Source organism: Pseudomonas sp. MWU349 (genome assembly GCF_017947325.1).
Lineage (GTDB): Bacteria > Pseudomonadota > Gammaproteobacteria > Pseudomonadales > Pseudomonadaceae > Aquipseudomonas > Aquipseudomonas protegens.
Window position 1 is genome coordinate 624,572 of the sequence record NZ_JAFEVP010000005.1, and the last position, 17,231, is coordinate 641,802.

General features: G+C 58.4%; 19 protein-coding genes, 1 tRNA gene and 1 pseudogene. 5 read left to right on the forward strand and 16 right to left on the reverse strand.

The genetic code is table 11. The annotated features are described in order from the left end of the window. Positions 1–44: 44 nt before the first annotated feature. The 6 genes from KCG88_RS22875 to KCG88_RS22900 form a co-directional block, all read right to left on the reverse strand. The gene (locus KCG88_RS22875) at positions 45–359 is read right to left on the reverse strand and encodes a RebB family R body protein (protein ID WP_011058564.1); all 315 of its coding nucleotides are present in this window, start codon (positions 357–359) and stop codon (positions 45–47) included. Between the two features lie 54 nt (positions 360–413). Continuing rightward, positions 414–728, reverse strand: coding sequence for a RebB family R body protein (locus tag KCG88_RS22880; protein WP_011058563.1), 315 nt, complete (start codon positions 726–728; stop codon positions 414–416). Between the two features lie 113 nt (positions 729–841). After that, the gene (locus KCG88_RS22885; RefSeq protein ID WP_241774794.1) at positions 842–1,369 is read right to left on the reverse strand and encodes a hypothetical protein; all 528 of its coding nucleotides are present in this window, start codon (positions 1,367–1,369) and stop codon (positions 842–844) included. A gap of 170 nt (positions 1,370–1,539) precedes the next feature. After that, complete coding sequence (locus KCG88_RS22890; protein WP_210713143.1) at positions 1,540–2,190, reverse strand: hypothetical protein; 651 nt, start codon at positions 2,188–2,190, stop codon at positions 1,540–1,542. Positions 2,191–2,214: 24 nt separating this feature from the next. Beyond that, positions 2,215–2,442 carry a RebB family R body protein gene (locus KCG88_RS22895; protein WP_011058560.1) on the reverse strand — a complete coding sequence of 76 codons (228 nt, stop codon included), beginning with the start codon at positions 2,440–2,442 and terminating at the stop codon, positions 2,215–2,217. 119 nt (positions 2,443–2,561) lie between these two features. Beyond that, complete coding sequence (locus tag KCG88_RS22900; RefSeq protein WP_210713144.1) at positions 2,562–3,104, reverse strand: sigma-70 family RNA polymerase sigma factor; 543 nt, start codon at positions 3,102–3,104, stop codon at positions 2,562–2,564. Between the two features lie 188 nt (positions 3,105–3,292). On the opposite strand from KCG88_RS22900, the gene KCG88_RS22905 reads away from it, so the two are divergent. From KCG88_RS22905 to KCG88_RS22915, 3 genes are all read left to right on the forward strand, one after another. Continuing rightward, a tRNA-Arg gene (locus KCG88_RS22905) sits at positions 3,293–3,369 on the forward strand. Between the two features lie 163 nt (positions 3,370–3,532). After that, positions 3,533–4,384 (forward strand): hypothetical protein, encoded by an 852-nt coding sequence (locus tag KCG88_RS22910; protein WP_210713145.1) that lies wholly within the window; start codon positions 3,533–3,535, stop codon positions 4,382–4,384. Then, positions 4,368–4,832, forward strand: a complete 465-nt coding sequence (locus KCG88_RS22915) for a hypothetical protein (RefSeq protein WP_210713146.1) — start codon at positions 4,368–4,370, stop codon at positions 4,830–4,832. Before KCG88_RS22910 ends, KCG88_RS22915 begins: the two co-directional genes overlap by 17 nt. A 17-nt stretch (positions 4,833–4,849) precedes the next feature. On the opposite strand, the gene KCG88_RS22920 is transcribed toward KCG88_RS22915, so the two are convergent. The 7 genes from KCG88_RS22920 to KCG88_RS22950 all read right to left on the reverse strand — a co-directional run bounded on the left by KCG88_RS22920 (position 4,850) and on the right by KCG88_RS22950 (position 9,521). Beyond that, positions 4,850–5,035 (reverse strand): hypothetical protein, encoded by a 186-nt coding sequence (locus KCG88_RS22920; protein WP_015633704.1) that lies wholly within the window; start codon positions 5,033–5,035, stop codon positions 4,850–4,852. A gap of 72 nt (positions 5,036–5,107) precedes the next feature. Continuing rightward, on the reverse strand, positions 5,108–5,791 hold the full coding sequence (locus KCG88_RS22925) for a hypothetical protein (protein ID WP_210713147.1): 684 nt from the start codon (positions 5,789–5,791) through the stop codon (positions 5,108–5,110). Further along, on the reverse strand, positions 5,788–6,369 hold the full coding sequence (locus KCG88_RS22930; RefSeq protein WP_210713148.1) for an RNA polymerase sigma factor: 582 nt from the start codon (positions 6,367–6,369) through the stop codon (positions 5,788–5,790). The genes KCG88_RS22925 and KCG88_RS22930 overlap by 4 nt, the downstream gene beginning before the upstream one ends. A 37-nt stretch (positions 6,370–6,406) precedes the next feature. After that, on the reverse strand, positions 6,407–8,176 hold the full coding sequence (locus KCG88_RS22935) for a VWA domain-containing protein (protein ID WP_210713149.1): 1,770 nt from the start codon (positions 8,174–8,176) through the stop codon (positions 6,407–6,409). Between the two features lie 88 nt (positions 8,177–8,264). Beyond that, complete coding sequence (locus KCG88_RS22940) at positions 8,265–8,825, reverse strand: YbhB/YbcL family Raf kinase inhibitor-like protein (RefSeq protein ID WP_047335360.1); 561 nt, start codon at positions 8,823–8,825, stop codon at positions 8,265–8,267. A 191-nt stretch (positions 8,826–9,016) separates the two neighbouring features. Continuing rightward, the gene (locus KCG88_RS22945; RefSeq protein WP_210713150.1) at positions 9,017–9,265 is read right to left on the reverse strand and encodes a BrnA antitoxin family protein; all 249 of its coding nucleotides are present in this window, start codon (positions 9,263–9,265) and stop codon (positions 9,017–9,019) included. Beyond that, complete coding sequence (locus KCG88_RS22950; protein ID WP_210713156.1) at positions 9,243–9,521, reverse strand: BrnT family toxin; 279 nt, start codon at positions 9,519–9,521, stop codon at positions 9,243–9,245. The genes KCG88_RS22945 and KCG88_RS22950 overlap by 23 nt, the downstream gene beginning before the upstream one ends. A 332-nt stretch (positions 9,522–9,853) precedes the next feature. Between KCG88_RS22950 and KCG88_RS22955 the strand changes: the two genes are divergently transcribed. After that, positions 9,854–10,051, forward strand: coding sequence for a hypothetical protein (locus KCG88_RS22955; RefSeq protein ID WP_348984533.1), 198 nt, complete (start codon positions 9,854–9,856; stop codon positions 10,049–10,051). A gap of 48 nt (positions 10,052–10,099) precedes the next feature. Beyond that, on the forward strand, positions 10,100–10,690 hold the full coding sequence (locus KCG88_RS22960) for a DUF4291 domain-containing protein (RefSeq protein WP_210713151.1): 591 nt from the start codon (positions 10,100–10,102) through the stop codon (positions 10,688–10,690). Between the two features lie 2,126 nt (positions 10,691–12,816). On the opposite strand, the pseudogene KCG88_RS22965 reads toward KCG88_RS22960, so the two are convergent. From KCG88_RS22965 to KCG88_RS22975, 3 genes and pseudogenes are all read right to left on the reverse strand, one after another. Beyond that, positions 12,817–13,191: pseudogene (locus KCG88_RS22965) on the reverse strand (cysteine peptidase family C39 domain-containing protein); the annotation flags it as partial. 74 nt (positions 13,192–13,265) lie between these two features. After that, positions 13,266–13,652 carry a hypothetical protein gene (locus KCG88_RS22970; protein ID WP_080966892.1) on the reverse strand — a complete coding sequence of 129 codons (387 nt, stop codon included), beginning with the start codon at positions 13,650–13,652 and terminating at the stop codon, positions 13,266–13,268. Continuing rightward, the coding region (locus KCG88_RS22975; protein WP_246882786.1) for a hemagglutinin repeat-containing protein at positions 13,625–17,231 on the reverse strand (3,607 nt) is incomplete at its 5' end. The genes KCG88_RS22975 and KCG88_RS22970, both read right to left, overlap by 28 nt.

The window sequence follows — 17,231 nt, forward strand, 5'->3', positions numbered from 1 at the left end:
CTATGGCAGGCGGCGGGGGCGCTGGCATGGCGCCTGTGGAACGGTCAGCTACTGAACGACTTGAGCACCGTCAACAGACTGGTGAGGTTGTCGGCCACACCGCCCTGGGCGACTTTCTCGGTGGCCGACGCACCGGCGGTGGTGTCGACGCTGTAGATCTGCATCACGCCCTGGTTGGTGGCCGCCTGGGCCAGGGTGTTTTGCTGCTGCTGCGCCGAAACCGAGTTCTGGAACAGGATGGCCACGGACTGGCCCATGGACTGGTAGATGGTGCCCATCGACATGGCTGGCGCTTCGGCGACGACCTTGACGTTGGTCTGGGTGACGGCATCGGTGATTTGCGGACTGACTGTGCTCATAAAAACTCCATTTTTTCAGCAGGTAGGTTCAACGGAAAATCAGGCTTTCAGCCATCAGCTCTGAAAGGACTTGAGCACCGTCAACAGGCTGGTGAGGTTGTCGGAGACCCCGCCCTGGGCGACTTTTTCGGTGGCCGCCGCCCCGGCGGTGGTGTCGACGCTGTAGATCTGCATCACGCCCTGGTTGGTGGCCGCCTGGGCCAGGGTGTTTTGCTGCTGCTGCGCCGAGACCGAGTTCTGGAACAGGATCGCGGTGGCCTGGGCCATGGATTGGTAGATGGTGCCCATCGCCATGGCCGGCGCTTCGGCGACGACCTTGACGTTGGTCTGGGTGACGGCATCGGTGATTTGTTCGTTTACAAGTGGCATGGCTCAACTTCCTTTGTTAGGCACACGGAGCATTCCGTGTCTTTGAGTGAACGTGGCAGCCGTTTTGCTGTGAACCGCGAGGCCTGGAACCACAGGCTTATTTCAGGAGGGGTTCATTGCCCGGCAGCGGCGAGCACCTGCTTGAGGGTGTCCTCGACTTTCTGCGACAGCTCGGCCATGCGCGCCTCGACGGCGGCTTTTACCTCCTGCTGCACCAGGGCGCTGATCATCGCCTTGAGGGCGGGATCGTCGGCAGGGGCTGGGGCGGGAGTGGCTGTCGCGGCCGCGGCGTTGTCCGCATTCGGCGTCGCTGCCGGTTCCGCTGCGCCCGTCGGCGCGGCAGTAGCGGCAGCGGCCTGGCTCTCGGCCGCCGCCAGCAGCTGACGCAGCACCAGCTCGCGCACCTGGGAATCAGCCTTGCCGGCACCGGCCCCCGACAACTGCTCGATGATCTTGCGAGCGTGCTGTTGATCGGCCTCTATCAACTCGGTGGCCCGCCTCCGCGCCAGATCAACGCTCTGTTGCGCGGACTTGGACATGTCCAGCGGCTTGTCCTGGGCAAACGCCTGCAGTAACTGGCGCTCATGCTGGTTCAATGGGCGATTCAGATACTTCTCGGCAAAGAGAAGTATCGTCGCCATCGGGGTTTGCTCTTCATTCGCCATTGCTTGCTCCTTTATTGATGAATGGCGTCGAAGGGCTGGGCACCGGGTCCGTCGAACTTCAACGCCTGGGGTGAACAGAGCGGCCGGCGAACGCCGGCGCCTCTTGCACGACGGCCCCGGGCGCCTTGCGCGCCCGAGGGTCAGGTTCAGGAAGACGAGGATCGATTGGCCAGAACGTCGCTGTACTTGGCGATGCTGGCGTCGATCTTGTCGATGGCCATGCCCGCCGCATCGGCTTCCATGGCACCGGCCGCCGCCGCGACGGCCGCGGCGGCACCCACCAGCAGATCCGTGACCAGGGCGCCCAGGGCATCCTCGGCGGCGCCTTTCACGTTCTCTTTGACGATGTTCTCGGTCATCTGCTTGAGCAGCACCGACTGCGCCGCCAGGGCCAGCTTGCTGACCCCGTCGAAATACCCCGCCGCCGACTGCGCCACCAGGCCGGCGGCCTGGCTGATCATCATGTCCGGCGCTGCGGCGATCTGCGCCGGGGCATAGCTGAAGGTCTGGGCATTGGTGAACTGCACCGCCTGGACGATCTGGCTGTTGAGCGCATCGGTGCTGTCGGTGCTGGGGGTGCCGGCCTGCTTGAGCAACTGCGCGTTCATCGTCTGCATCACCGAAGGTTGCGCGGCGGCGGGCGGCGCTGAAGGCGCAGGGTCGGCCGCCCCATTGGTGCCGGTCGACCCGGCCTCACGAGGCTTGGCCGCTTCCGTCTCCGGACCGGAGCCGGCCGCCGCGCTCGCGGTGTCATCCGCCGCAGCCGCGGGTGGGGTTTTCTTCTTGAACCATGCCATGACGATTCTCCCGGGCGGTCAGCCCTACTCGCCGATCGCCATGATCAGCGCCACGGCCTTGGACACCACCGCATTGGAGATCTGGTTGAGCGCCTGCTGGCTGTTGACCGCGTTCTGCAAAGACAAGCCGGCCGAGTGGCTGGCCACCTGGTACAGCGAGGCGATGGCCTGGGCCGGAGCCTCGGCCACGACCTTGACGTTGGTCTGGGTGACGGCATCGGTGATCTGCGAGTTGACCATTGGATCGGGCATACATCTCTCCTTAGATGGAATGGCCCACCGCAGAAGGCGGCGGCACCGGCTACAGCATCGAAAACAGGCTCACTGAACAGGAACGCCCGAGCGAGCCGGCTGTGAAACCTGAGGCCACATCAACGCAACTGCGCCCGCAACAGCTGCACATACTTGCGCGCCAAGGGCTGGTTCATGCCCAGCTCGGCGGCGATGTGGGGATAGGGCAGGTCGTCGACAAACTTTAGTTCAAACAGGCGGCGCTTCTTCGGCGGCAGTTGCGCCACCCGTCGACTGAGCAGGGCCAGGGTCTCCAGCAATTCCACTTGGTCGAGCACCGACATCTGCGGGGCCTCCAGTTGCTGCAGCGGGTCATCCTCGAGCCCGGCGAAATCCACAAACAGGCGCTGCTCCCGGGCCTGCCGGCGGCAGCTGTCGACAAACACATGATCAAGCACCAGGAACAGAAAGCCCTGGGGGTCGCGAATCCGCTCCGGCGAGCGGCGAAAGAACAGCAGCGCCTTGATCGCCGTGGCCGCCAGCCACTCTTGGGCGCCATCGGCGTTGCCCCGCGCCAACTGTCGGGCGCGGCGCTGCAAACTGGGCAATACCGCCCTCCAGCTGGCCTCGAACAGTTGGTCCGACAGGCCCGCTTGCAGGCCGCCCGGCATGGAACAGTTCATCTCCTGCACCTCCCTGTGCCCCGTGATTGCACGGTTCTGGCTGCAGGTTGCGCGCAGGTACGAATAAGCTTCAGCAGGAAAAACTGCCACTACGGCCCGGGTTTCCGGGGGTTGCGACGGACAACCACCAGCCGATGAAAACCGGCGTGGACGCCCCGAGTCGACATAGGTATGATGTCGCCCGCACTGCACTCGTAGCTCAGCTGGATAGAGTACTGCCCTCCGAAGGCAGGGGTCGTGGGTTCGAATCCCGCCGAGTGCGCCATCTTCAGCAAAAAAGCCCCAGGTCTTACGGCCTGGGGCTTTTTTGTTGATCCGCGATGCAAAACGGCGCAATGCCCGGCCGGCACCCCGCACACATGACGGCCCCGGGCTGTCCTGGCGAGGCGCAACTTGCTACATTCGCCGCCCCCGGACAGGAGGTCCCGATGCTGCGCCATCCCCTGCACAATCAACCCTTCGAGCCCCAGATACGCGACTGGGTCACCTGGTTCATGGGCTATGACATGCCCCCGGCCCTGGATGCCGAACTGAACCGCTACAACCCCAATGACCCGGACGACCGCGAATACCTGGTCCGCCACTACGGCCTGATGCGCCACGGTTCCCGGGAGAATTTCCGGCATCGACAGCGGTTGGTGGAGGTGCTGCAAGCGGCCCTGGATGACCCGGACTATGACTTCGAACAGATCTGGGAGCCCATCGAGGACGACTACGAATACGATCAGTGGCCCAGCAACTGGCCAGGGGTGATCGACAACAGCCGGGACCTTTTCCAGCGCCTGCTGAACGCGGCACGGGAGCGCTGGCAGGAAGACCTGGTCCGCGCGCAATTGCCTTCGCTGGCAGAGTGCCGGGCAATCCCGCACCGTGAGCGTTTCGGCAAGGACTGGCTGTTCGGCATCGACAACCCTGAAGCCTGGCGGGCCGAGTTCGATGTGACCGCCACGCCCTATGACCTGGAGACCTCGGGCCCGCAGTTCCAGGGCGAGCAACTGAGCCTGCACCTGAGCGGTGAACTGCCGCGCTTGTCTGTGCCTGCCAGCTGGCCGGTGATCGAGGCGGCGACCCACTGCAGTTTCGTGCTCAAGGTCCAGGGCATCAGCGAACTGGCAGTCAGCGGCACGCGCTTCGACGGGCGCATGCGCACCCAGCTCACTCGCCTGGACCCCGGTTATCACCTACGCCTGGAAATCGGCTTCGATTGCGTGATCGAATGCGTGGCGTTATCTGTGAGCATCGCCGACGTCAAGGGAACACCCGATGAAAAGCAACTTTGAAGTGGCTCTGGAGCGCGAGGAAGTGCTGCAGTTCTTTCGCGGCCAGGGCCAGTACCTGACCCGGGACGGCGATTGGGACGAGCACCTGTACTGCATCAATTGGCCAGGGATCTTCGCCTACCTGCGGGACAACGCCGAAGGCGCACAGCAACTGAGCGCCAGCTTCGAGCGCTACGCATACAGCGTCGAGGAAAGCATTGAGGACTGTTTCGGCCTGCGGGAAAACCTGTTCTGCTACTACTCGACCCGAGCCCGCTGGGCGCCCGAGAGTGTCGACCTGCTGGGGCAATTGCCGGAGCCCTGCCGGCGGCGGATCGTGCAGCGCCTGAGCTGGTATCGCTGGCAAGTGGAAAACCACGCCCGACTGCTGCCGGAACGGGCCCGGCGCATGACCGCGGACGGTGCCTGCGCCGAGTTCATCGAGTTGCCCGCCACCCCCTACGCCTGAGCGCAGGGGCTGCCGAATCATTCCTCCTCGACGGCGTCGGAGTGCGGGTCCGCCTGATCGTCTTCGTCGTCGGCCTGCTGATCGAGGTCCTCGCCCTCTTCAAGGCCAAAGTCCTTGCGGCTTTCCTTGATGGCCTGGCGCAGCTCCGCCCCCTTGATCGGGCAGTTCAACATTGCAGCAATACGGTCGATGCGGGGTGCCATGACCGGCCTCTCACTTTCTGGAAACTGGGCAGATAGTGCGCGTTTTCCGCTGCGACAGCCAACCCCCGCAGCTTATTGACGACGCAAGGCTTGCAGGCGCGCGTCCAGATCCTCCTGTGGATAAGTTTCCTGCAGCTGGAGCAGCAGCTCGGCCGCCGCGCGGTTCTGGCCCTCGTCCCATAGACGCAGCACTGTCTGCAGTTGCTCATTCAATCGCTTGATCGCCCGGGGCGCGACCGGCGCCGACATGCGCTTGGCCATCTTGCTCGCCTCGACCCTGGGCTCGGCCAGCGCGGGAGGCGCGGCATCACTGAGCGCTTGCATATGCGGCGCGGCGGCAAAACTGCCCACAGGTTCCGCCGGAGCGATTGGCGCTGGGGCAGCAGGCGCCGGGGCGCTCAAGGCTCCGGCCAGTTCGGCGGCAGGTGGCGCCGACTCACGCGCCATGGGCGCCGCAGGCGCTGGAGCGGGTTTGGGGACAAAAGCCTGTTGTTGTGGATAGTGCTCCGGGGAGGGCCGCAGCAAACCGATGACCAGCGCCACGCCAAACAGGCTGGCAAAAGCCAGTTGATAACGCGGCCGCAGGCAGGCCTGCATCCAGCGTTGCCAGAGGCCGGGCCTGGGCGCCGGGGCTTCGCGGCGGGCAGTGGCCAGGATCAGGGCGTCGAGATGGGCCGGCGGCTCCTGGGTACTGTGTTGGCGGATATGCGCCAGTATCTGCTCTTCGGGGGTTGGGGTCTGTGGGGCGTCAGTCATGTGAGTACCTCCTCGGCCAGGAGCCGACGCAATTTTTTCAACGCATAGCGGAAACGGCTTTTCACCGTTTCCAGGGGAGCCTGGGTCAGGCTGGCGATTTCTGGCAGTTCCAGGTCGCCGTGGGCCCGCAGCAGGAACACCTCGCGCTGGTCTTCGGGCAGGTCCTGCAGGGCGGCTTCGATACGCTGCTGGTCGCGGCACAGGCTCAGTTGCTGTTCGGGGCCGGGGGCATGGTCGGCTTCACCGTGCAGTTGTTCGTCATAGCTATCGTGCAACGGGTTGCGCTGGCCGTGCTTGCGCCAGTGGTCGATCAAGCGGTTGCGGGCAATCTGGTACAGCCAGGTACGAAAGCTGGCCCGGCCCTGGGGCTGGCTGGTGCTGCGGATCAGGCTGAGCCAGGTTTCCTGGTAGACCTCATCCGCCAGCTCGGCCTTGCCGCACAGGCCCAGCACAAAGCGATACAAGCCCTGGCGATGGCGCTGGTAAAGCACCTCGAAAGCTGCAGGATCTCCGGCACGGTAACGCGCCAGCAGCGCTTCATCGCTGCTGGCATCGGTGGACACTTGGGGAGCAGACATGGGGCGGATGAACTCCTGTTCACTGCTCGTTATGGGTCTATTCAAGGCGGCTCTGCACTTGGCTCATGTCCAACGGCTGAGCCTCGGCCTGGGCAGCATTTCCCGTCTGGGTTTTCGGCGCCTGAGTTTGCAGACTTTGCGCCAGCTCCACCAGTTGTACGAACTCGCCGCGCAGTCCGTAAGGATCTTCGCCCTTGGCGCCGCGGGCCAGCTTGGCGGTGTCGCTCAAGCTGAAGTTGCCGGTGTAGCGGCCGTCCTTGAGTTGCTGGGAGAACGCCGCCACCGCAGCGGCGAAGCGCAGGTCCGGGCTGGCCTCGGCCAGCTTAGCCGGCTGCTGCGCGCTGATCGGCCGTTCGATCAAACGACTGCTGCCACCTTGCGGCGCCTTGTAGCGCACCCGCAGCATCGCCAGTTCGCCCTGCTTGCCACTCTGTTGCGGCGCCTTGGCCTGGGCATAGCGCAGCGGCTCCAGCCAACCCTTCTCGCCCACCGGGACAATTTCATACAACGCGGTAACCGTATGCCCTGCGCCGATTTCCCCGGCGTCGACCTTGTCGTTGCTGAAATCTTCTCGCTTGAGTGCACGGTTCTCATAACCCAGCAGGCGGTATTCGCTGACCTGGGCCGGGTTGAATTCCACTTGCAGCTTCACGTCCTTGGCCACCACCGCCAGGGTCGAGCTGAGCTGGTCCACCAGCACCTTGCGCGCTTCGCGCAGGTTGTCGATGTAGGCGTAGTTGCCGTCACCGGCATCGGCCAGTTGCTCCATCAGGTGCTCGTTGTAGTTATCCACACCGAACCCCAGGGTGGTCAGGGAGACACCGCTCTTGCGCTTCTCGGCAGCCATGGCCTTGAGGCTGTCGAAGTCGCTGACGCCGACGTTGAAGTCGCCGTCGGTGGCCAGCAGGATGCGGTTGATGCCCTGGTCGATAAAACCCTGCTGGGCCATCTGGTAGGCCAGCTGGATACCCGAGGCGCCCGCCGTGGAACCACCCGCGGTGAGCTGGTCGATGGCAGTGCGGATCTTCGCCTTGTCACGACCGGACGTGGGCTCCAGCACCACCCGTGATTCACCGGCGTAGACCACCAGCGACACCCGGTCCTGGTCCCGCAGTTGATCCACCAGCAGCTTGAGAGTGCTTTTCACCAGGGGCAGGCCTTCACGGCGATCCATGGAGCCGGAGACATCCACCAGGAACACCAGGTTGGCCGGGGCCAGCTCCGCCACCGCGCGATCCGATGCCTTGATGCCGATGCGCAGCAGGCGGGTATGGGGGTTCCACGGCGACGGCGCCAGCTCGGTGGTCACGCCAAAGGGCGAGCCGTCCGTGGGCAGGGCGTAATCGTAGGGGAAGTAGTTGACCAGCTCCTCCAGGCGCACCGCGCCCTCCGGCGGCAGGCTGCCCTGGTTGAGCAAGCGGCGGACGTTGGCATAGGCACCCGTATCGACGTCGGCGCTGAAGGTCGAGACCGGTGCTTCGGCGACGCTGTGGATCGGGTTGGCCGGTAGTTTCTGGTACTGCTCCCGGGGCTCGTCGCGGTAACCAGCCACCAGCGAATCCCGTGAGCTAATGGGCGCCGGCATCGGCGCTGACAACCTCATCGGATGCACAGCGCGCTTGGCCATGGTGGCATCGGCGTGCTGCACCTCGTACTGCGCTTGAGGCGCAGCCTGCAATGCTCCCTGGGTTGACGAGCCGGCAGCGGATTCGGGCTTGGACGACACACCACAGCCGGCAACTGCCAGCAACAGGCCGGCGGCAAAACCCTGGGCGGCCGGACGAAGGAAATGCACGGGAAGGGACATGGGGCTGACCTCGGAAAGAAATGATCCATTCCTCCCTTCAGACGACGCCCCTGGGCGATTCGGGTTAAGCCTTCGAAAAAAATTTCACTCAGCGTGAATAGCGGCGCACCACACTGCTGTTGCGCAGCACGTGACCGTTGATCTTTTCCAGCAACTGGGCACGGGTCAGCCCGGCGGGCAGGGCTTCCGGCGGCAGGTCCAGGGCGTAGATCTGGATGATGTAGTGGTGCGCGCTGTCACCCACCGGCGGGCATGGGCCCATATAGGAAGTACCGTTGCGGCTGTTGAGGCCGGCCAGCCCTTCCAGGTTCGGCTTGTTGCCGGCACCGGCGGGAATCTGCCGGGTGGTGGGCTTGATGCCGTAATGCACCCAGTGATCCACGCCCTGGCCCTTGGCCCCGTCCGGGTCGTGCATGACGATGGCGTAGCTCAAGGTCCCGGTTGGGCCCGCTGTCCAGCTCAAGGCCGGGGAATTATTGTGCCCGCCACAGCCCTTGGCATCGCTGGCATTGCCGGTGGTGAACAGCCGGTCATCCGAGACCCCGGGAATGTTCAGGGTAAAACGCTCCTGTGCCTGCACGGGAAACTGCAGGCACAGCAGCACGGCACCAGCGGCCAGCCAAGTATTGCGGGAGGCAAAGCGAGACATACGAAAGCACCTTATTTGCGGATGAGATCAGGGTGAGCACAAGACTATAGCCTGCACGAAAGAGCGCACTCCTTCACACCAGGCAAGGGAGCAGATTGAGCTTGAGGACGGGGGTAGTTGTAAATGAATATTTCAGACAGGAATCGCAATGGCGACCACCTTCCACGGCCGGCCGGAAAGAGCGGCGGGCCTCAGTCCCGGTGGGCCTGCATGAACTGGCGCAGCAATTGGTTGATCCGCGTCTGGTAACCCGCGCCCTGGCCCTTGAACCACTCCAGCACTTCGGCATCCAGGCGAATGGTCACGGCCTTCTTGCCCGGCAGGTGCACCTCGGCGCGGCGAAAGAAATCGTCATTTAGCTCGGGAATATCAGAAGTATCGATGCCCTGGTCATCGGTTTTCGCCAGGCGATCCCAATCAGTTTTCGATCCGTTGGACATAATATTTAGCCTCCCGCTTAGTGGCTTTTCGCGCCGAGATAATGCGCACCGCATGACCCCGCCGCTCGGTATGGACCACCACGCCCACCAGGGTCCTGATCCAACCGAGGCTGATCCAGCGTTCCTCGTCGTAGTCCAGGCGCTCATCGCGCAAGGACAGCATCGGGCGCTGAAACATCAGCACCGCATCGTTGAAATCGATGCCGTGCTTGAGGATGTTGGCGTGGTTCTTGGCCTCGTCCCATGCAACGTATATGAGCAATTCCGTATTTACAAATGTACATACAGGCTAGCCGACCGTTCGCCAAAAGCGCCCTGGCTAAACACCTGGAAATACAGTCGCAAGCGGGATGGATGTGTGCGGAAAAAGCCCTACAACGCTCTCGGAAAAGACGCCACCACACTTGCCTTGCACCCTCGCAAGCCCGCGGCTTATAGTCCGGCCGTCGCCCATATGGCGACCTAGCTTGGCGACCGGAGTAACGAGTACATCGATCCATTAAGCGAGGTGTACTAATGAACCGTTATATATCCCTAACCGGCCACGACTGCCTGATTCCTTCCCTGCTGATCGACACCTAGGCGCCCATCGATGTGCTGCACGACGCCGCAGCCTTTCGCATCCGCGCCGCGACCCCACTGCTGGAGAATTTCGCCGCCGAGCCCCTGCGCAGCGAACCGGTGGTTTTGCAGGAACTGACCCTGGTGTGCCGCATCCTGCTGCGCGATGGCTGTGATCTGCTGGATGTGACATCACGGCGCCTGCAACCGCAGGCCGAACTCTAAACACCCCAGGGCGGCTTCCCGGCCGCCCATTCTTCATAAGGAAATGCCATGCATAAACCCGCAACAGAAATCCCCGAGCGCCAGATCCGCGCGCTCTACGACGCCGACACCATTCGCGTCTACCAGGCCTACTCCGACAGCATCGCCGACGCCGCCCTGGCCCACGGCACCTTCGTCTCCCCACCCTTCAAGATGGAGCGCATGACCTGGATAAAGCCGTCCTTCCTCTGGATGATGTACCGCGCCGGCTGGGGTTTTAAGGACGCCGGACAGACCCGCATCCTGGCCATCGACATCAGCCGCGAAGGCTTCGAATGGGCCCTGGCCAACGGCTGCCTGAGCCATGTCGACGAGTCCATGAGCAAGGAAGAGTGGTTGAAGTTGAAAGACCAGTCGCCGGTGCGGATTCAATGGGACCCGGAGCGTGACCTGTACCTGCGGCCCCAGGAACATCGCGCGATCCAGATCGGCCTGAGCAAGGAGGCCGTGCAGCTGTACGTGAACCAGTGGATACAGCGGGTTATCGATATCACGCCGTTGGCGCACTCGATTTATCGACTCATTCAGGAAGGGGACTTGGAGGGGGCCAGCAGACTGCTTCCGCAGGAGCGGGAGTATTCAAGGGAGGTTGATGTATAGCCTGTACTTTCGGAAGTTGCAGCTAAGTTAATAAAAGAACTAACTTATTCACTTTAGAGGCTTAACAAACAACAATCGCCACCTGATCAATCCCACTTAAAATCAGGTGTGATGGTACATAAAACCCCTGCATGACCAAGCATTTTCCTGACCCGAGAAACCTCAACAGCCTGCCCGGAGAACAGAAGAAATTGGCCTTTCTGGACATTAATAAATTGCAACCTATCACTTCGGACAAAACTCGCACATGAGTTTCGCTTCTATACCCCCCATACCGAAGACCATATATTCTTGCTCGTCGACTCTAACATCTGAAATATGCGTAGAGACCAAAGGTCAACCAAAACCGGAGCACCTTAACCCTTGGCCAGAACCTTTTTTAAATATATTGAGTTTCTTTTAACAGAAGATAAATAGGAAAGGAAATATTTATTTCATTACGACTTACTAAATAAAACTCCTTGAGTACATCTTCTAGAGTCAAGTCGTGATACAGCCTGCAACCTATCTACGGCCCAACGGCGACACGTTCGCCCAAAGAAGCTTCAAAAACAAATTCAGAACATTTCAAGCTTGAGAAACCCAACATTTATCACTGACCACGCCCTTAACTTACTCACCACATTCTCCACATCATCTAACAAACGTATATACTGATCCAGAGAATTGAAGATTTACTTCACGACTCACTCGGGGCCATTCTCGAAACCTATCTTATCGAAAACCACTTAAGAACTGACAATACGACTATTATTGCCCACGCCTGATTAATTCAAGCATATTGGCACCGCCCTTAAAAAAACCAGTAATTTCGCCATCATCCCTTGTGAATTTTATACCTACTACCTCGCCCCCTAACTTTTGTAGAGCTATTGATGCCCGTATCACTTCATGCGAATGAGAGACAACCGAGGTTTCGTTGCCATTCTGAACCGATACTTCACTTATGTTCTGTTCGAACATATTACGCTCCGAATCATACACCCACGAAGACCTCTGAATAATTTTTTGCGAGGCATCTCCATCATCAATGACCAAGTAATCAATCGCAGTACCATCATCCTTAAGGACCAATAGAATTATCCCCGTCGAAGCTCCCTCATTGATATTAATAAACCAGACTCCATACAAATCACTTTTTTGTAGAGCGTACTTGTGGACTTTCCGTCTAAAGATGCCTTTTCACCTCCACTTGCAGATTGTCCAGAAATCACTAGCGAAATGAGTAGCAGGGCAGCAATACGAATATACTTCTTTTTCTCAACCACTATAGCTCTCTCCCTAACACCAAAAATATCTCGAATAAAAACCAAGCACTTAACTTCACATCAGCATTTTTCTCTCACAACTCCACACCAACCTAACCATATAAGAGCCTTACATAACTAGAAATCACCAACATAAAAAGGAAAATCCACGTACTCCTCCCGACAAAATTCAAACACCAAACGATGCATATTTCTCACACTTTCAGCATTTTTATGCATTACCCTCTGAAGATTTACTCCGTACTCAACATATGGCACGACACCTTGACTCACCTTTACCTCTTCTAAAAATCGCCGCCCACCATATTCTAAGTAAAGCGAATACACTCCATCGCCTTTCGCTTCACAACTCACAACAATTAACCTCATATATTACTTCCCTATCGTGCTCTCTAGGCTACCAAGAACTTCTTTACCATCTGTCATCGTCATAGCTGAACAAGCAGGACCACATACCGGCAGCTCATCCTGTGAAATAAAATACCCTTTCTGCTGATATGAGATAGTTGACCCTCTTTTAATGGCACCACCAACTCCATTAATGTAACCCACAACTGCGCTCGAACTGACACCTCCCTTTGCTTCTAAAAAATCACAATCGGATTAAAGTAACTGGAAACTCAATGTCCTCGCCGTCAACATACATCCAGGATATTAAGAACAAATTTTTGGATGTTTTTTTGATCAAATGGCATGAGTGACATCACAGACTCGTCCAATTCGTCACTATACTCAACACCTCTTATATCTGAGTCACCATGCATCTTCCCGGTTAGTTTTCACTCAAAGCCGTCAACTAGAAAAACATAAAGAATCCCCTGAGAGTCCTCAGAATAAAAAATCGACCGAATTACAACACTACTGCTTATATACGGCTTGCCCATTCCACACGTCCTTAAAGCTATCAACACCTATCTTATATTGATTTCCATTGAACGGGTCTTTAATCAACACTCGGCCCGCGTCATCAATCCCATTAACAACAACCCAACGCCCTATTTTATTTCCCGAACCCCACATCATTGCACTCCACGAGCCTGTTTTATTCAATGCATTAAAACTAGAAGTATCAACAGTATTATCTGCCCAACCAGAGTCAAATTTATCCGGCTTGTTTGCCAACGTACTCATAGAGGTAAGCTCTGTCCCCAGCTCAACTTGAGTAGCAAAAATCCCACGATCTCTCAGCATCATCTCACCGCAGGCAACTCCACAACCTGTGGGAGTAATTTGCTTTACAACATACTGAAGAGCCCCGGCGTGAACCGGGGATCTTTAACTTTAAGCATTAGATAAAATCAAGACGTCTATATCTGAGAAAACTCTATTAAAGCGTTTTTTGATGACTCAATAACATCAGCCCATTCAGGCTTTGTCAGATAGTCCTCATCCGCAAGACAAGTCCCATATTTATCGAAAACCTTATCAATACTCTTAACAACATCGGAAATTGCTCTTGCTTCGTTTTCCCCTCTAAGCACAATTCCGATCCAAGAACGAGGGTCGGTTGCTAAATCGGTATCATCGTATAAAAAATGAACAGTGTAATTAAACTCATCATAGGCTATATCCGAGTCAGATCTAGACACCCATGCTCTGTATTGATAATCAGCACTGGACAACCCCTCCAAGTAGGAAATCAGTTCGTCTCTCATCGTAGGATATTCTAGTTCGGAGAGTTCCAAGTTTTCCATTTTTTATACTCACTCAATGGGATATGAACTTGCTCTGCATGATCTTTAATAGACCCTATAACAGGTTTACCATCTCTACCTATAACCTGACCATTCGACCTAACAATAACGTGATCCACTTGCTGAGTTGGCTGACTTATATGAGGTTCCCCCTTATCTACCCGAACACCATTTCCTTTGTTTTGGGGGTCTTGCCATCTAAACCCAGTGCCTTTTTTATTTGGAGAAACAGCCCAACTTGCTGGAAATTTATTAATTGTAGTATCTGGTACATCCCAAATTTTTGGTAGTTTACTAATCCCAGTTTCAGCATCTGTCAAAGCACTTGTCGGATTAGGATTCTTGGCGGTTTGCCCTGCACCACCAGCACTCCCTACTTTTGAGAACACTCCCACCATGCTGCCAAGCGTAGCCAGTAAGCTCGCATCCTCTACGACTTGCAACCCAACGCGAACCCAGTTTCCATTAGCCAAATTGACTGCCCGGGTAGCCTCCCCAATTGCCTGACCTATACCTACGCTGTCGCCCGCATACGTCACCGTCGTGACGGCCATATGGGTAGCAACATTGCGCTCACAAGCAGCGTTCCCTTTACATAGAGGCAGCACTTTCTCTGTGTAAACCGCCTGTACGAACTCTTCCCAGCCCGCCTGAGCCTCTTTTGTCTCCAGTCCGCCCTGCCGGTAGGAAGTTTCCTTCCATGTGTCGTAAGTTTTCAGACAAGCTTGCAGCCCTCCGGAATCACCACAGGATGCTTTGAGTTCGTTGCCAAATTCCGCTACTTGGTCCTTACCCAATTGATGGCCAAAAATATTGACCCCTGTTCCTAAATGATTATTTTCCACAGCATTCTTGCCAGCCCCGGCACCCGCAATTGCGCCCGCGCTATCGCCTTTCGCAATTCCCCCCGCAAGCCCAGCGGCTAACGTTGATAGCGCAGCCACTGTCTGCTTTTGTTCTTCACTGAGGGAGCTGGTATCGCTGGTGCCATACAGCTGCTGGGTGATCAATCGAGCAGCCAGCTCTCCACCAGCAGCACCTGCAGCGCCCGCTATTGCCGAGTTACCTTGGGCCTGAGCAACGGCAGCTCCCAGCACCGCGTGAGCCATGGTGTTGAGGGCTGGATTGTCACCCGTGGTTTTCTTGATCAACTGCGCCAGGTACGGTGCCGAGGCGCCGGCCAGAGCTGAACCGATGTCACCACCCGCCAAGCCTTGCAAGGCAGCAGTCACCGCTTGAGCAACTCGCTGGTAATCACCACCCGTACCGTATTTGCCCATGATCTGCTGATAGGCATCAGTAGCAATCAGCTTCGTCTGGTACTTCTCAACCTCCTCTTTGCTGGCATTGCTTCCTGGTCGATAAATACCTTTCTCTTCAAGTTCCTTGCTCGCCTCTTGATCGGCCTTCAACTGCCCCTCGGTCCGAACAATGTCCGTCACCTGAGTGCCAATCTCGCCAATCAGTTGCACCTCCCGCAGGCGCTTCTGCTCCTTCTCCTTGTCGAAGATCGGGCTGATGCTGCCATTGGCGTGTTCGACGTCGCGGCTGAGGGTGGCAACATCCTGCTTCTGCTGGCCTGGATCACGAATGTCCAAAGTGCCGTTGGAGATTGCCGATGAGGTGGTGCCGCTGGCGCTGCCGCCGTGGTTGTAGGCGATCAACATGCCGCTGGGCATGTTGCTGGTGAAGCCATCGGCACCGCCGTTACCGCTGCTGACGCTGGCGCTCTGCATCTGGCTTTTGTATTCGGCCTCGTTCTTGAGGTCGCTCCAGCCCAGGGTGCCGGTGCTCAGGCGGTTTTTGTCGGCTTCTGCGGTGCTGGCGATGACGCTGCCATCGAGCTGGGTGTGCTTGCCCACTTCAACCTGATAGCCGCCCTTGCCGGCGAACAACCCGGTCTGTTCCTGCACGCTCTGGTACTTGGAGTCGATCTTGCTCTGGCTGACGCTGACCGAGGCGCTGCCCGTCATCGTGCCGAACGTGAAGCTGGCACCGCCGCTGACATTGCTCTGCTTGGACTTGTAGTCGTCGGTGTCTTGCAGACTTTGCAGCGTGAGGTCGCGCCCGACCTTGGCCGTGATCTTGTCCGCATTGACCTGCGCGCCCTTGAGCGCGGCGTCCCGCCCACTGATCAGGCTTGCCTGGTTACCGGCGTCCAGGGTGGTCTCGGTCCAGGTGGTACCGGTGCCTTTTTCCTTGCCCACGCCCTTGTTGCCGTTGGCGAAGATGCTCAGGCCTGCGCCGTTGGGGCCAACGCCCAAACTGACGCCAATGGCGCCGCCGCTGCTGCTGTTCTTGCCATCAAGCTTTTGCCGGTTGGCCGCGGCCTCAAGCTGAATGTCACGCTCAGCGGCGAGCAGCACGTTATTACCCGCCTTGAGTTGGCTGCCTTGCACGCGGATATCGCCATCCGCCCCTGCGGTACCGCCACCGGCAGCCACAATGGAAAGGTTGTTGCCACTGGTCAGGCTACTGCCCTGACTGACCACCTGCTCCTGAGTCTGCTTGGAACTGGACTGCTGCGAGCCCAGGGAAATGCTGATACCGACGAACTGGCCAATGTTATCGCCGTTCATCCCGCCGCCCTGTTGGGCCGCTTGCCAGGCCTGGACACCGGTCAGGCCAGCCTTGATGCCTTGCAGGGCAGAGAGGCGGCTATCGTCCTCCTCCTTGGCTTGCTTGGTGGTCTGGTACGCGGCGTCGACGGCACTGCCGACGGTTCCGGACAGCGCCAGGGTCAGGCCGCTGGTCTTGGTCTTGGAGGTTTGCTCGCTCTTGTTGTGATTTTCCGCCGCGAGGATGTTGACGTTCTGCCCGACGAGACTGATGTCCTTGCCGGCGATGACGTCGGAACCTTTAAGAGTCAGGTCCTTGCCGGCCTGGATATCGACGTTGCCCAGCACACTGCCAATGGTGCTGGCCTTGGCGTTTTCGGTGGTGCTGGACGAGGTGTTCTGAGCGCTAGTTGAACCCAGGGTGAAACCAATCCCACCACTGCTCAACAAGCCGGACTTTTTCTTCGATGTCGAATGGCTTTGCTCGTAGGTTTCGGTGGCGCTATCGATCTCGACATTGCGCCCTGCAACCAGGCTGGTGGAGTGGGTGGAGACAATATCGCTGGCGGTCGCGCCAATATCCTGGCCGGCGCGGATGACCACCGTATCACCACTGACAGAGGAGCCCTGCTGGGTGACGGAGTTGTTGCTGTCGATCCGTGTTTTTTGGCTGCTGGACAGCCCGGAACTGCTGGTCTTGGTCTTGCGGTAATAGCTGTAGTCGCTGTTCTGCCCAGCGCTGAGGTTCACATCACCGCCCGCATAGAGATACGCCTCATCCCCCGCCGTCACCCGACTGGCCGTCAGCGCAAGGTCCTCACCGGCCTTGAGCGCCACATTGCCGCCGGCGACCAAGGTGGTGCCTACCTGCTGAACATGATCCTCCTGGCTGGTGACCTTCTTGGTCTTGCTATACGCATGCTGCTCATTGGCCGCTGAAACCAGGCTCAGGTTTTCCGTGGCGGTCATCGCCACATCGCGCTTGGCTTCGATCTGGCTGGCGATGGCGGTGATGTCGCGC